This is a genomic window from Corynebacterium sp. KPL1818 (genome assembly GCF_000478135.1).
Taxonomy (GTDB): Bacteria; Actinomycetota; Actinomycetes; order Mycobacteriales; family Mycobacteriaceae; genus Corynebacterium; species Corynebacterium accolens.
Genome location: NZ_KI515760.1, coordinates 370406 through 384493 on the forward strand (window position 1 = coordinate 370406; position 14088 = coordinate 384493).

Sequence of the window (14088 nt, forward strand, 5' to 3'; positions counted from 1 at the left end):
AATGTCTCACGTTTACGTACTTGTTGAACACGATGCAGACAGCATTCTCCCCGTCACCGGTGAGCTCATTACTGCCGCACGCGAATTGGGTACGGTGTCTGCGGTGGTCGTCGGCAAGCAGGCAGATGCCTTCGATGCAGAGCTAGCTGCCCTCGGCGCCGCCCAGGTGGTGCAGGCAACGGCGGAGGATTATGACCAGCGCCTGGTGACCCCTGAGGTTGATGCCTTGCACGCCCTGGGCGCAGCCAATCCGGCGCCCATCGTCCTGGCCGCCAGCCCGACGAATAACGAGATTGCGGGCCGCCTGTCTGCCCGCCTGGCTTCCGGTGCGCTCGCCAATGTGGATTCCATCAAGGCGGATGGCTCTGCAACGATGACCATTTTCGGTGGCACCTACGAGACCACCTCGCAGGCTTCCGGCAGCTGCCCGATTTATACCCTGCAGCCCGGTTCGGTTGTGGCGGAGCCTCAGCAGGTGGAAGCCCAACCGGCGCCCATGCCGCTTCCTGCGGCAACCGCGAAGGATGTCAAGGTTAATTCCTTTACTCCCGCCGAAAAGTCCGCCCGCCCCGAGCTCACCGCAGCCAAGGTCGTGGTCTCCGGCGGCCGCGGCGTGGGCGATAACTTCGCCGAGATCGTTGAGCCGCTTGCCGATGCCCTCGGTGGCGCCGTCGGTGCCACCCGCGACGCCGTCGATGAAGGCTTCTACGATGCCACCCACCAGGTGGGCCAGACTGGCGTGACCGTGTCGCCAGATCTCTACATTGGCTTGGGCATTTCCGGTGCCATTCAGCACACCTCGGGCATGCAGACCTCCGGCACCATCGTGGTGGTCAACCAAGACCAGGATGAGCCGTTCTTCCAGATTGCGGATCTTGGCGTCGTCGGTGACCTGCACGAAATCGCCCCAGCCCTGACCGAGGAATTGAAGGCGCGCCAGTAATGCCGCACTATTTCGACTACGCAGCAACCCAGCCGATGCGCCAATCCGCCATCGACGCATGGGTTGCCGCCTCCGGCTCGCTCAACTCCAGCGCCCAGTACGCCTCTGGCCGCAGGGCACGCTCCGTGCTTGACGATGCCCGCGAGAAAGTCGCCTCCCTCCTTGGGTGCGAACCCATTGAGGTCGTCTTTACCTCCTCTGGTACCGAGGCGGATAATATCGCTATCCAGGGCCTTTATGCTGCGGGAAATACCAACCGCATCATTTCGACGGATATTGAGCACCCAGCGGTGCGCGATACCGTGAGCAAGCTTGCCCAAGCCGGCGCCACCGTGGATCTGCTCCCCGTGGACCGTAGCGGGCATATCAGCGATGGGGGCGCCTTCGCAGAGCCTGCCGATCTTGCCACCTGCATGTGGGCCAATAACGAAACCGGTGCGATTCAGCCCATTGAGGAGCTTGCCTCCCTCGCGCAACAATCCGGTATTCCTATGCACGTGGATGCGGTGCAGGTAGCGGGCAAGCTGCCCATCAATTTTGCGGAATTGGGCATCACGACGCTCGCCGCCAGCGCCCACAAGTTTGGCGGCCCGCGCGGTATCGGCGTGCTATTGGCCAAGCGCACCCCAGCGCCACAGCCGATTTCCTATGGCGGCGGCCAAGAGCGCGGACTTCGCCCAGGCACGGTGGACGTAGCCAGCGCCTCGGCGCTCGCCGCTGCCTTGGAGGAGTCGATCGCCGAAAGCGCTGCCGAGGGCGAGCGCATCGCTGGACTCCGGAACAAGCTGCGGGATGGGATCCTTTCTTCCATTGACAACGTCGTGGTGAATTCCACCGAGCCATGCTTGCCGTCGCACCTACATGTTTTTTTCCCCGGCACCGATGGCGACAGCCTCATTATGCTGCTGGATTCGCTGCAGATTGAGGCATCGACTGGCAGCGCCTGCAGCGCAGGCGTCAACCGCATGTCCCATGTGCTTTCTGCAATGGGCGTCAGCGAGGATGAAGGAATCGGCTCCCTTCGGTTTACCTTGGGGCGCCTTACCTCTGAAGACGATGTGGATTACGTGCTCGCGCACTTGCCAGATGTCGTTGCTCGGGCCCGCACGGTCTAGGTATCAGCCCTTTCTTTGGCAGCATTGCGCCGCGCTGCGATTGCCTGGGCAACGGTGAGCGCCCAGTTCTTATTCTTCGCCGCTAGCGGCCCCTGCGGTTCATCGTATTCCCACCGCCCGTCTTGGAAGAGCCAGATAATGTCCCCGCTGTGCGGATCCATGATGTAAAAGGCGCTTTTATCCGTCTTTACATTGTGGTGATGCTGGCACAGCGAGGCCAAGTTTCCCGCCGTCGTCTTTCCTCCCTCTGAGAAATCGATCCGGTGGTCCTTCTGGCACCTGTAGGCCGGGCGGTTACACCCTGGCCAGCGGCACACACCATCGCGACCCTCCACATAGGCACCGATGAGCGGCGGCGTGGAGTAGGCCGGACTTACCCTTGTTGCCGCTTGGTCCATATCCCGTGTCGTAGTCGGGGCTAGCCGGTCTGCGGTATCTGGGTGAACCCATCCATAGCCCTGGATGAAACCGGGCGCCGCTTTTATATCGCTGGCGCGATACATATAAAGGTGCACCTGAGATTTATCTTCGACGGTTCCGAGAATCAGCTGGGCTAGGGCATCGGCCTTGCTGATTCCGTGTTCTTCCGCTGTGCGCTGAACAACCTCGTCAATGAGGATGAGCGCGTCTTCGTCGAACTCTACGTTTAACCCTGCTCGTCCACCCGCGGTCGGGTAGATGAAATAGGGTTCATTTCGCGCGTCCTCTTCCTCGGAGTCCTTGTCTCCCGTAGTGTCCGGAGATTCCATCGTGATGAGCCCATTGAGCTTTCGACGCAGGGCAGTGTTTGATGGAAAACTTTGGCCCGGCTTTGTGGGAGTGAGGTACTTTTCTAATTCTGCGTCTATGCGCTGGAGGACGCTGTTGTCTACTTCTCCAAGCTTGCTCAAGACCGCATCAATGGTGATAAGCCGAGAGAAGTCGAGGAAGTAGTAGGTTTCCTGCAGCAGTTGGGTGCGTGGCAATTCCTCTAAGCGGTACAGGGCCATGGTGATATCCCTCGTGCGCCTCTCGCTTAAGCCGGTGCGACCCGCCAAGGTATGGCACGAGATATCGAAATCGTCTTCTAGGCTTGGTTTAATTTCCTTCCAGAGTAGGTAGTCGGACTTTCTATTGCAGGTTGCACTAACCGCGATGTCATCGTGTGGGTCAGTGATGAGGTAGTAGGGCTCCACGGCTATTATCCCCCGAATTTCGCACTAAGTTTCTAATTTACATAGCCCCACCATAAGCCGCCCACTCAACCCTCGCAAGCCGAAAAGCGGAAATATGTTCTAAATGGTACATTTCCAACGAGTTTGTCTACGCGAGTGAAAAACTCCTCTCTAAGTTGCGTGTGTTGCAAATGTGGTTAGTGTGAATGATTGTTAAACTCTCGCGCATGACAACTATGAGGGCACTCCGCAAGAGCATCATCGCGGTTATCGCTGCAGTTGCAGTCACGGTAAGCGGGACCGCTGCCGCGCAGGCAGCATTGGGAACCAGCGCACCAAAAGGTATTGATATTGCTGCCCACCAGCACCCAGGTGGCATGCCTATTGACTGGAATAAGGTGAAGTCTGATGGCCAGTCCTTTGCCTTTGTGAAGGCAACTGAGGGTGGGGACTGGATTAACCCGCACTACGTCAAAGATATTCAAGCCGCCAATCTGCATGGCCTGAAGACCGGCGCATACCACTATGCGCGTCCAGCTGGCGATGCGAAGACGCAGGCCGCAAACTTTGCCACGCAGATTGCATTGGCGCCGAATCAGACGTTGCCGCCGGTGCTCGATATCGAGGTTTCCGAGGGCAAGTCCGCCTCCCAGTTGGAGAGCTGGATCGAGGAATTTACCAGCGAGCTCAAGCGCCTGACCAACCGCACGCCAATGATTTATACCTATAAGTACTTCTGGATCGGTGAGATGAATAACTCCCAGAAGTTCTCCAATATGCCACTGTGGTTGGCGGCATACCAGGATGAAGCGCCGGATCCAGTGGGTGGGTGGAAGAACCTGTCCTTCTGGCAGCGCTCCGGATCGGGCAAGGTTGCAGGTATTCCAACCGATGTGGATTTGAACCTCTTCAATGGCACGAAGCAGCAGCTTGATTCCTTTAGTGGCGGCAATTACGTCGATATCGGCGGCGCGCTCGATAGCCTCGTGCTTGATGATGGCGTCGATCTGAGCGCCGATAGCACTCCGCTGATTGGCGCCATCTTCGCTCTTGCGGCAGGCCTCCTCGCCATGCCCCAGCTTGCCGATGCCGCCAAAGACGCCGGCCTCGACGCCCAAGCTGCCGAGGGCTTGGCAGCTTTTGTGAAGACCTTGGAAGACGAGGACGCTCTGCCTCTCAAGCAGCTTGGCAAGATGGCAGTCGGTGACTTCACCGTCGGTGACTTGGCGATGTTGCTAGAAAACGCTGGCCATGTCAATGGCGTCGACGCAGGCGAGGTCTCTGGAGCTCAGGTAGAAGAAGCCAAGGATGCGGCGAAGAAGGCCGGTGCCGATGTCCCCGACTTCGACGCTAATCAGGTGGCCGAGCTGCTCAATCGTGTGCTGAAGTAGCTCCCGCAAAGAATTTTCGGGTCCAGCTTTCATCCTTAAAGTGAGCTGGGACGGCCCCACCTAAGAGTGCCTTTGCCAGCTGAGCGGCTTGGACCGAGCCCTCAGCTGGCAGTTTCGTGTCTGAGGCCAGCAAGATGATATTTCCATACCGGCGCCCTTTGAGCATGGGCGGGTCAGCGATTACGGCGAGGTGATCGAAGACCTCAGAAAGCCCGGCCAGCTCTTCCTTAGCCAAGTGGAGATCCGAGTGATCGCCGCAGTTCGCCACGTAGAGGCCTCCGGCAGACAGGGATGATTTAGCCGCTTGGAAAAACTCCACAGTGGTTAGGTCTTTCGGGGTTTTATCCCCAGCGAAGACATCGCGGATAATGATATCGCGGCTGGCGGGCAGAAAACCTTCGGTTTCCTTTCGGGCATCGCCGGGGCGGATCTTGACGGTGGGGGAACGGGGGACATCGAAAAGATCGCGGACTAATTCGCCCAGTTTGGCATCGAGCTCGACCACCGTATGGCGGCTGTCCGGCCACAGGTCGGCGAAGTAGCGCGGGAGTGAGCAACCTGCCCCGCCGAGGTGGGTAACGCGCAGTTTATTGGGCGAGACCGTATTAAGCTGTTCTACCGCCGCTGCGATCCAGCGCATGTACTCAAAGTCGAGTTCCTGCGGCTCGCCCAGCACGATATGGCTGCTAGGAACGCCATTGACGTTAAGGATATAGGCCCCGTCGCGGAATTCATCCGGCACAACCTCGGCGGTGCCGGTGGAGATCTCGTAGGTGCCGGTGATGCCTGACCTGTTCGCGGCTCGCTTTCTACCCATGGGGTTCAAGCTTAGGGAATGGAATCGATTTAAGCTGCGTTGGGGCAAGGGAGTACACTTTCGGGCCTGTAGTCGAGGTATTTAAAAGGGGAATGCAATGCGAGTATTGGTAGCAATGTCTGGCGGCGTGGACTCATCTGTCGCCGCCGCCCGCGCGGTGGAGGCTGGCCACGATGTCGTCGGCGTGCACCTGGCGCTGCATAAGGACGCGCAGCAAACGCGCGAAAAGGCCCGCGGCTGCTGTTCGCTGGAAGATTCCGCCGATGCCCGCCGCATTTGCGATAAGTTGGGCATTCCGTTTTATGTCTGGGACTTTTCGGAGGAATTCAAGGAAGAGGTCATCACGGACTTCGTGGATTCCTATGCCCGCGGTGAAACCCCGAATCCTTGCCTGCGCTGCAATGAGAAGATTAAATTCCGCGCATTGCTGCAAAAGGGTATGGCCCTGGGCTTTGATGCCGTTGCGACCGGCCACTACGCCACGCTTGATGATGACGGTTATATGCGCCGCTCCAAGGATGAGAATAAGGACCAGTCTTATGTGCTCGGCGTCATTTCCGCCGAGGAGCTGGACCACTGCTTTTTCCCCATCGGTGATACCCCTAAGCCGCAAATCCGCGAAGAGGCTGCGGCGTACGGTTTTTCCACAGCGAAGAAGCCGGACTCTTATGACATTTGCTTCATCCCGGATGGAAATACCCAGCAGTTCCTTGGAGCGCGCATCGGGCTTCGCCCCGGCATGATCGTGGACCAAGAGGGCACGGAGCTTAAGGAACATGACGGGGCGTGGAATTACACCATCGGCCAGCGCAAGGGCCTAGACATCAAGGCCCCAGCTGCCGATGGCCGCCCGCGCTACGTCACCGATATTGACGCTGCAACGGGCACGGTGACCGTTGGCGCCCGCGAGGACCTAGCGGTTACCGCCATCCGGGCTGACCGGCTCAAGTACCTGCACCCTGGTATGGACGGTGACTTTGAGTGCGAGGTCCAGGTTCGTGCGCACGGTTCCGTAGTGCCGTGTATCGCGCATGTGGACCGCGCCGCAGATTCGATGCGCTTGGAACTCAAGGAACCGCTGTCTGGGGTGGCGCGCGGTCAGGCTGCGGTGCTGTACTTGCCTTCCCCAGATGATCTGGGCGATATCGTCATCGGTTCCGGCACTATCTGCGAGACCGTGTAAATGACCGGCTTTGCACTTGGGCCCATGCCCGGTACCTCCATGGTGGAGGCCGCCGACATCATCATGGGAGAGAGCGAACTTCCCGCGCTCCCGCAGCTCTCGCAGCGTGGCCTTGGCTCCGATGCGGTGGGGCGAACCGCCAGCATGCTTGAGGCCATTTCCCTTGACCGCGGCCCGCGTTCGTGGCGCATGACGGCTCGGCCCCAGCTGCTTACCCGCCGCGCGTGGGATCGCCTCGAGCGTGACCTCGACGAGGTGCAGCAGGTGTGGGGAGAGACCGTCCCTCGCATCAAGGTGCAGGCGCTCGGCCCTTGGTCGCTGGCGGCCAGCATCGAGCTTTCCGATGGCCACCGAGTTCTTAGTGACCGCGGTGCCTTCGCCGAGCTTTCTGAAGCCCTTCTTCATGGGCTGCGGGCGCATGCAGATGATGTGGCACGCCGCTTCCACGGCGAAGTTGTGGTGCAGCTTGATGAACCTTTGCTTGCGGATATCGTGGCTGGACGCATCCCAGGTACCACGGATTTTGATTCTATCCCCGCCGTGGCTGACGAGGTAGCGCTAGAAACTCTGCTCGGCTTTGACGCGGACTACCTGCATGCCCCGCCGTTGTGGTCCATTGCTGGTGCCGCAACGACCTTGCTCGTCGATTTCCATAGCCCTCGTTATCGCCTCGATACCCCTGAGCATTTCGATGGCTTGGGAGAGCACCTGAGCGATGGCCATCGCATTGGTGTGGGGATTTCCGGATCGGATGCCCGTGCCGAGGCCATCGCGCTGGCCAAGCATCTCGACCGCATCGGCATGCCACGCGAACTTTTGGTCGATCGCTTTGATGTATATCCCGTGCAGGCCTCTGCCCGAACCCTGTGTTCGGTGACGGAGACCTCGTCCATCCTTGTCCGGGACGCCGGTGACCTTTAATCCACTCGACCCAAGCTATCGGTGGCCGTGAAATAGGCCTCCATGTAGGGAATGACGAATCTAAGCTGGCCGTGGCCGGTGGGTTCGATGAGATCGGCATCGATAAGCCGCTGGCGCGTGGCCGATAGGGACCGCACCGTGCGGTCGTGGTGTGCGGCGATAGCTTGAATTTCTGCAGTGTCGTTGTCCATGACAGCACTCATGGCTTCAAGGAAGCGGCGCTGTGCGGGTGGGAGCGTGAGGGTGGCGGGCTGGTGCACTTGTGTGCCTAGGACGGATATCGCCTCGGCCGAGATGGCTTGGACAGTGTTTTCTTCTATGCGGGTCGCGCCAGAGCGCTGTGCGTGGGCCCACGCTAGTGATCCGACGAGCTGAACCAGGTAGGGATATCCTCGAGATAGCTCCACGGCGGCGGAGACTGCATCTGCACTGAAGTCGAGGCCCGAGTGTGCGGCGGTTTCCTTAAATGCAACGGTAGCGTTGGCGGGTGACAGCGGGCCCAGCACAAACTTTTGCGCGCGGCGCAGAAAGGTTACTCCGGGCAGCTCTAGCAGCCGGTTAATGCCCTGTGGCAGGCCGGCTACGACGATGGCGACATCGAGTTCATCGCGCACTAAGTCTTGGTAAGTAACGGCCAAGGAGGCCAATTCTTGGGCATCGGCATCTTGGACTTCATCGATGGTAAGGAGCACACCTGCACCCTTGAGTTGGGCGAGTAATTCGCGTAGCCGGGTATTTAAGGTGGGCTTATAGGCTTCATTCGTGTTGTGTTCGATTCCTATGGAGCCAAGGCCGCCGATTCCGATGCGGTTGACTTTGTGCTTATCTGCCGGCGCAAGCGTGTCCATGATGCGGGGGATGGTGGTCTCGACGAGCTCTTCCACCATGGCGCTGCGGCCGGAGGCGCGCAGCGTAATCCATCCGCGGGTGGCGGCGATGTCTTCCAACTCGTTGAGGAGGACCGTCTTGCCAATACCACGGGCGCCGCTAATGACGAGTGAGCGACCGGGGTGTCCAGGTTGGGCATCGAGCGCTGCGCGAAAGGTATCGAGGACCGCGGTGCGGCCGACCCAAAACAGCGGTGGGACGCCAAATGTGGGGCGGAAGGGGTTCTCGTGAAAAGGACATAGTCTCCATCGTAGTCCAACCGGAGATTTGGGAGACTTTTTAGCAACCGGAGATTTGGGAGACTTTTCACTCTTGTGTGGGCGCCTTGCTTGTTGCCAGCAAGGTTAGGTGCGGCCCGCAGCAGGGCTGGTGGCACCCCACGTCATGGCTCCCGCATGGAGGGCGAAGGAGCCAACCAGTGCATACCACCAGTAAAAATGCACGGAGGTGTACCAGGGCAAGGCGTGGCCTAAGAAGATGATGACGACGGCGGTCAGTGCCGCCGAAAAGACGCGGGATGCCGTCGAGCCGGGTTTCTTTAAAGCTTTCCATGCGGCCCAGAGTTCGGAGGCGATGAAAACGGCGAGGATAATGGTCGTAGGCATGGTGTTTCCTTAAAGCTCAGCGAAGAGTGTGTGGCCAAGTTCTTCGGTACCGGTGAGCGAATCGTTGTTTGCAAATGCGGCTCGCTTTGTCTTTGGGTCGATGATGAGCATGGTGGAATAGCCGTAGGTTCCGCCGTTATGCCAGAAGCCGGTGCCGTTATCGTTCTTCTGCCATCCGTATGCGGGATCGCCGTGTGCCATAAACCACTCTGCGAACTTAGCCATATCGCTTGCAGTTGAGCGGATCGCCCCTGCAGGCGCCGAACCGTCCATTTCCCAAGGCTGGGCCTGCCGCCCAGTGGCGGTGCGGCCGCGCGGGGCATCGGCAGGCACGGCGCCGGGGGTCATAAGGTAGGTCTCCGTTAATCCGGCTGGCTCGAATATTCGCTGTTTCAGTAACCTCTCATAAGGCGTGTCTGCCGCGGTTTCTATTACGTGCCCGAGCAGGGCGTATCCGAGGTTGGAATAGGATTCCTCCCCGCGGTTGCTGAGCTCTGCTGCGGCGGCAGCATCGACGATATCTTGAGTGCTTTCGCCCTCATATGGGTTCGTACCGGCCACTGCGGACCACAGGAAACCGAAGAAATTCCCGTCTGCTGTGGGAGGTAGGCCAGAGGTGTGATCGAGTAGTTCCTTAATCGTTATATCCGCTACGGGCGCGTTGTCTACGTCTAGAAACTTGCCAACGGTGCTATCGAGTCGCAGTGTGCCTTCTTCTACAAGCTGGTGGGTGAGTTCGCCGGTGAACATTTTAGTGACAGAACCAATCTCGACTTCTGTGTGCTCGTTGCTGCCTACACCCGCAAAGGTGGCGATACCGTCGCGGAGTGTAAAAGCGGTGAGGTGATGAAAACCCGGCTTCGCGTGTTCTCGCAGTGAGGAGGCAAGGGCTGCATCTCCTGTATCTGTTGGGGCGAGCGTGAGGCGCCGAAGACCAGCCAGTAGGAGCACGGAAGCGATAGCGATGGCGGTGACGATACTGAGGGCGAGTCTGCGCATTAGTGGTCCTCGCTAGCGGTGATAATGGCGAGCAAAGGGATAACGCGGGCGGGGCGAATAGAGTACTCGCCACTTGTCTTCGTGGTCCAACCTGCGCTGGTTAGAGCGCTGAGGTGGTGATAGGCCGTGCCGGTGGAAGAGACAATATCCTCGTCCACTAGCTCCGCGGCGGTAGCAGGTGCCGCGAGGAGGCGTCGAAGAATTTCGCCACGTACGGGATGGTCAAGTGCGGCGAGGCGTTCGATATTTTCTGACCAGTCCTGGTCAGTTATTGCCGTGGTGGGACGCTGCCACTGATAGGCGTAGGTACGCTTGCCGAGAGCAATGTTGCCGCCGAAGATTACCGATCCATCGGGAAGCTGAGTGGAGGGAGTTAGGGCATCGACAAGCCAGTAGGTCGACTCCTCCGAGGGAGGCTGCGGTGGGGCGCTCGATTGGCCTTCGAGTTTGGCGACGCGTTCCTCGAGATCATGAAGGCGTGATTCAACGATGTTCATATTTCTAGAATTCCAAAACTCTAGAAATATGGCAAGGGGATTAGGAAATGAGCGGCCACGCAGTCGCGACATCAGAGGCATCGCGGCCCTTGCCTTCTAGGTACTTCTTGAAGGCGACGCGGTCCTCGTACCACTTGACCGCTTGGAATTCCATGAGCTCGTTTTCGTCCATCTGCGCGAGGTTGGGGTAGTGCTGGCGCACCTGCTTCCAGGCCACGCGGGCGGCAGCGAGGGCATCGGCAGTGGCCTCGTGCGCATTGCCCAGTTCCACACCGTAGTGCTCGCACACCGCGCCGAGGGTGCGCTTTCCCTTGCGCCACTTATCGCTCACGCGATCAATGACGTACGGATCGAAGACAGGGCCGGTGACCGTGAAATCGCCGGTGAGGCTGCGCAGGACGGTAAGATCGAAGGCCGCGTTATAGACGATGAGCGTCAGGCCGTCCTCCCACGCTGCCTTGATGGCATCAACCGTGTCCTTGAGGACCTCCTCGTGCGGGCGGCCTTCTGCCTGGGCCTTTTCCGTTGTGATCCCATGCACGTCGGTGGCGGCTTGGGGGATCTCGATGCCAGGATCCGCAAGGTGCTCCACCTTCTGGACATCGCGGCCGTCAATTCGGACTAGGGCAGAGGTAACTATGCGAGCGTCTTTGGGGTTGGCGGAAGTGGTCTCAAGGTCGAAGGCGAGCATGCGGGAGGCGTCGAAGTTCATGGTCCATACCTTAGTAGCTAGCCCGGACATGGGGGATCGCTAGACTTGGATACCGTGACTAATCCAGCTGATGTGCAACGTGAATGGAACGACCTAGCGCAGGAAGTGCGCCGCCACCGTAACCTGTATTACAACGGTGAACCTGCGATTCCCGATGCCGACTTTGATGCGCTTTTCCAGCGCCTTATGGACCTAGAAAAGCAGCACCCGGAGCTGGCGGTTCCGGATTCGCCTACCCAGCAGGTAGGTGCAACGCCGAACGCTGGCGAGGATATCGAGCACCTCGAGCGCATGATGAGCCTAGACAATGTCTTTAGCGCCGGTGAGATGCAGGACTGGTTGGATAGGACGCCCGCCAAGACCTACCTGACGGAGCTGAAGATCGATGGCCTCTCCATCGACTTGGTCTACCGCAACGGGCGCTTGGACACGGCCGCTACCCGAGGCGATGGCACCGTGGGCGAGGAGATTACCGCCAATGCGCGGGTTATTTCTGATATCCCGCACGAGCTTACGGGCACCGATGAGTACCCAGTCCCGGAACTTATTGAAATTCGCGGCGAGGTCTATATGCGCCCCGAGGACTTCGAAGAAATCAATGAGGAGCGCGCGGCAGACGGCAAGGCGCGGTTTGCCAATCCCCGCAACGCTGCGGCCGGCGGGCTGCGCATGAAGGATCCCGCCGAGGTAAAAAAGCGCCGCCTGCGCATGGTGTGTCACGGCCTAGGCGCGCGCGAGGGATTTTCCCCCTCCTCCCAGCACGATGCCTATAAGGCCATCGCCGCGTGGGGCTTGCCCGTCTCGCCCTATACCAAGCAGGTCCACTCCGCCGCAGAAGTGCAAAAGGAAGTATCTTACTGGGCCGAACACCGCCACGATGCGATTTTTGAAATGGATGGGCTCGTGGTCAAGGTGGACGATTTGGGCTCACAGCGCCAGCTCGGGGCGACCTCCCGCGCACCGCGCTGGGCCATTGCCTATAAGTACCCGCCGGAAGAGGTCACGACGAAGCTGAAAAATATCGAGGTCGGCGTAGGGCGTACGGGGCGCGTTACCCCCTTTGCCATCATGGAACCGGTCTTTGTCTCCGGCTCCACGGTATCCATGGCTACCCTGCACAATCAGTCTGAGGTCAAGCGCAAGGGCGTGCTTATCGGGGATACCATTATTATCCGCAAGGCCGGGGAAATCATTCCTGAGGTACTAGGCCCCGTGCGCGAACAGCGCGATGGTAGCGAATACGAATGGTCCTTTCCCACGCAATGCCCAGCCTGCGGCACGACGCTCGCCCCGCAAAAAGATGGCGATGCTGACTGGCGATGCCCCAATACTCAATCCTGCCCAGCCCAGCTTTCCGCACGCCTGGAATACCTCGCCTCCCGCAAGGGCCTCGACATCGAGGCGCTGGGGGAGAAGGGAGCTATGGATCTCATCGAAAACGGAATCCTCACCGATGAATCCGAGCTCTTTGAGCTAACGGAAGAAAAGCTGCTTGCTTCCGATGTCTATACGGCCAAGCGCGATACGAAGGATAAACGCAGCAAAAAAGAGGGCAACGTCAAGGTCAATACCGCGGGCAAGAACCTGCTGCAGAACTTAGAAGAGGTCAAAGACCGCGACTTCTGGCGCGTGCTGGTCTCGCTATCCATTCGCCACGTCGGGCCCATTGCCGCCCGCGCCTTGGCAGCGCGCTACGGCTCCATGGAAAAGCTGCGCGCGGCCAAAACCGAAGATCTTGCAGAGGTAGATGGCGTAGGCGCGGTCATCGCGGAATCCTTCCATGCCTGGTTCGAGGTGGACTGGCACCGCACCATCGTTGAGAAATGGGCTGAAGCCGGCCTAGCCATGGAGGTAGCCGCCGAGGACAGGAAGGAACAGACCCTAGAGGGCCTGACCATCGTCGTCACCGGCAGCCTCGAAGACTTCACGCGCGATTCCGCCAAGGAAGCCATCATCAGCCGCGGCGGAAAGGCAACCGGCTCCGTATCAAAGAAAACCTCCTACCTCGTCGCCGGGGCGAATGCCGGCTCCAAGGAGGATAAGGCCCGCGACCTTGGCGTACCTATCTTGAATGAGGAGCAATTCCATACGCTCTTAAACACTGGGGAGGTATAGCCGCGCCGGGCTTATTTGAGGAATGCTCCCAAAATCGTGCCGATGTGGCCAAGGTGCTCTACCTCGGAGGCCAAGTATTCTGGCCCACCGGTGCGGCCCATGGCGATGACCATCCCGGTATCTCCCAGGGGGGCGGCGGCCAGGGCGGAATCGAGCAGTGCCCAGCTTTCTGGCACCCATTCGTCCTTATCGGGGTGCAAGGTGCGCGCGCTGTCGATGTTGAGATCGACCGGAATCGTATCGTCATCGGCAGGGGCCGCGTTTGAGGAGGCCACGCGGTGAATGGGCTCATTATTGTCAATGACGATGGCCCACGTGGAGGTCGCCGCCTTCGGGATGGCCGCGACGACTTCCTCCATCGCTGCCGTGACATTGGAGGCATTGGCGGCAACGCGTGCTAATAACTCGATCTGCCCGCGCCGGTCCACGCGGCCGCTGAAGGGCCGAATGGAATCTACTTCCACGCCATGAACAGAGGCGGCGGCGGTAATTAAGGCATCGGCCATAGCGTCTGCGGGAAGCTCAATGACAATGTCATCCATGACGGTGCCATCCGGGAAGGATTCTACGATGTCAACCGATTGGATATTTCCGTCAACCAGCCCGAAGGCCTCCGAAAGCTGGCCCAAACTACCAGGGGTATCGGGAAGCAGGACACGGATTAGGTAAGACATTAAGTCGCACGCTTTCAATAGCTTGTAGTCCCATTTACGATACCTGGGTCACAGTGCGGCGTTCAAGGGGCAAT

General features: G+C 59.3%; 14 protein-coding genes. 6 read left to right on the top strand and 8 right to left on the bottom strand.

Features of this window, described 5'->3' with window-relative positions; all coding sequences use genetic code 11:
• Nucleotide 1 precedes the first annotated feature (1 nt).
• Both HMPREF1261_RS11345 and HMPREF1261_RS11350 read left to right on the top strand, forming a co-directional pair.
• The gene (locus tag HMPREF1261_RS11345) at nt 2-943 is read left to right on the top strand and encodes an electron transfer flavoprotein subunit alpha/FixB family protein (RefSeq protein WP_023031053.1); all 942 of its coding nucleotides are present in this window, start codon (nt 2-4) and stop codon (nt 941-943) included.
• Nucleotides 943-2058, top strand: coding sequence for a cysteine desulfurase family protein (locus HMPREF1261_RS11350; RefSeq protein ID WP_023031054.1), 1116 nt, complete (start codon nt 943-945; stop codon nt 2056-2058). Before HMPREF1261_RS11345 ends, HMPREF1261_RS11350 begins: the two co-directional genes overlap by 1 nt.
• Here HMPREF1261_RS11350 and HMPREF1261_RS11355 read toward each other — a convergent pair.
• Complete coding sequence (locus tag HMPREF1261_RS11355) at nt 2055-3233, bottom strand: HNH endonuclease signature motif containing protein (protein ID WP_023031055.1); 1179 nt, start codon at nt 3231-3233, stop codon at nt 2055-2057. The two genes, HMPREF1261_RS11350 and HMPREF1261_RS11355, sit on opposite strands and share 4 nt — an antisense overlap.
• Nucleotides 3234-3439: 206 nt before the next feature.
• Between HMPREF1261_RS11355 and HMPREF1261_RS11360 the strand changes: the two genes are divergently transcribed.
• Complete coding sequence (locus HMPREF1261_RS11360) at nt 3440-4603, top strand: glycoside hydrolase family 25 protein (protein WP_034658491.1); 1164 nt, start codon at nt 3440-3442, stop codon at nt 4601-4603.
• Here HMPREF1261_RS11360 and HMPREF1261_RS11365 read toward each other — a convergent pair.
• Nucleotides 4584-5420, bottom strand: a complete 837-nt coding sequence (locus HMPREF1261_RS11365; protein ID WP_023031057.1) for a spermidine synthase — start codon at nt 5418-5420, stop codon at nt 4584-4586. The genes HMPREF1261_RS11360 and HMPREF1261_RS11365 overlap by 20 nt on opposite strands.
• A gap of 97 nt (nt 5421-5517) precedes the next feature.
• On the opposite strand from HMPREF1261_RS11365, the gene mnmA reads away from it, so the two are divergent.
• Complete coding sequence (gene mnmA, locus HMPREF1261_RS11370; RefSeq protein WP_023031058.1) at nt 5518-6603, top strand: tRNA 2-thiouridine(34) synthase MnmA; 1086 nt, start codon at nt 5518-5520, stop codon at nt 6601-6603.
• Entirely contained in the window at nt 6604-7524 is a 921-nt protein-coding gene (locus HMPREF1261_RS11375; RefSeq protein WP_023031059.1) for a hypothetical protein, read from the top strand. It begins immediately after the preceding gene.
• On the opposite strand, the gene HMPREF1261_RS11380 is transcribed toward HMPREF1261_RS11375, so the two are convergent.
• The 5 genes from HMPREF1261_RS11380 to HMPREF1261_RS11400 form a co-directional block, all read right to left on the bottom strand.
• Entirely contained in the window at nt 7521-8603 is a 1083-nt protein-coding gene (locus HMPREF1261_RS11380) for an ATP-binding protein (protein ID WP_051142548.1), read from the bottom strand. The genes HMPREF1261_RS11375 and HMPREF1261_RS11380 overlap by 4 nt on opposite strands.
• Nucleotides 8604-8756: 153 nt before the next feature.
• Nucleotides 8757-9017, bottom strand: a complete 261-nt coding sequence (locus tag HMPREF1261_RS11385; RefSeq protein ID WP_023031061.1) for a hypothetical protein — start codon at nt 9015-9017, stop codon at nt 8757-8759.
• Nucleotides 9018-9026: 9 nt separating this feature from the next.
• On the bottom strand, nt 9027-10016 hold the full coding sequence (locus HMPREF1261_RS11390; protein WP_023031062.1) for a serine hydrolase: 990 nt from the start codon (nt 10014-10016) through the stop codon (nt 9027-9029).
• Nucleotides 10016-10513, bottom strand: coding sequence for a helix-turn-helix transcriptional regulator (locus tag HMPREF1261_RS11395; protein ID WP_023031063.1), 498 nt, complete (start codon nt 10511-10513; stop codon nt 10016-10018). Before HMPREF1261_RS11395 ends, HMPREF1261_RS11390 begins: the two co-directional genes overlap by 1 nt.
• A gap of 40 nt (nt 10514-10553) precedes the next feature.
• Nucleotides 10554-11225 (bottom strand): 3'-5' exonuclease, encoded by a 672-nt coding sequence (locus HMPREF1261_RS11400; protein ID WP_034658395.1) that lies wholly within the window; start codon nt 11223-11225, stop codon nt 10554-10556.
• Nucleotides 11226-11270: 45 nt separating this feature from the next.
• Between HMPREF1261_RS11400 and ligA the strand changes: the two genes are divergently transcribed.
• Nucleotides 11271-13340, top strand: coding sequence for an NAD-dependent DNA ligase LigA (gene ligA, locus HMPREF1261_RS11405; RefSeq protein WP_084538554.1), 2070 nt, complete (start codon nt 11271-11273; stop codon nt 13338-13340).
• 11 nt (nt 13341-13351) lie between these two features.
• On the opposite strand, the gene HMPREF1261_RS11410 is transcribed toward ligA, so the two are convergent.
• Entirely contained in the window at nt 13352-14014 is a 663-nt protein-coding gene (locus tag HMPREF1261_RS11410; protein WP_005280230.1) for an amino acid-binding ACT, read from the bottom strand.
• Between the last annotated feature and the right edge of the window lie 74 nt (nt 14015-14088).

Coding starts and splice junctions, on each gene's coding strand:
- HMPREF1261_RS11345 (WP_023031053.1), top strand. CDS start 2: ATGTCTCACGTTTACGTACTTGTTGAACACGATGCAGACAGCATTCTC.
- HMPREF1261_RS11350 (WP_023031054.1), top strand. CDS start 943: ATGCCGCACTATTTCGACTACGCAGCAACCCAGCCGATGCGCCAATCC.
- HMPREF1261_RS11360 (WP_034658491.1), top strand. CDS start 3,440: ATGACAACTATGAGGGCACTCCGCAAGAGCATCATCGCGGTTATCGCT.
- HMPREF1261_RS11365 (WP_023031057.1), bottom strand. CDS start 5,420: ATGGGTAGAAAGCGAGCCGCGAACAGGTCAGGCATCACCGGCACCTAC.
- mnmA (WP_023031058.1), top strand. CDS start 5,518: ATGCGAGTATTGGTAGCAATGTCTGGCGGCGTGGACTCATCTGTCGCC.
- HMPREF1261_RS11375 (WP_023031059.1), top strand. CDS start 6,604: ATGACCGGCTTTGCACTTGGGCCCATGCCCGGTACCTCCATGGTGGAG.
- HMPREF1261_RS11385 (WP_023031061.1), bottom strand. CDS start 9,017: ATGCCTACGACCATTATCCTCGCCGTTTTCATCGCCTCCGAACTCTGG.
- HMPREF1261_RS11390 (WP_023031062.1), bottom strand. CDS start 10,016: ATGCGCAGACTCGCCCTCAGTATCGTCACCGCCATCGCTATCGCTTCC.
- HMPREF1261_RS11395 (WP_023031063.1), bottom strand. CDS start 10,513: ATGAACATCGTTGAATCACGCCTTCATGATCTCGAGGAACGCGTCGCC.
- HMPREF1261_RS11400 (WP_034658395.1), bottom strand. CDS start 11,225: ATGAACTTCGACGCCTCCCGCATGCTCGCCTTCGACCTTGAGACCACT.
- HMPREF1261_RS11410 (WP_005280230.1), bottom strand. CDS start 14,014: ATGTCTTACCTAATCCGTGTCCTGCTTCCCGATACCCCTGGTAGTTTG.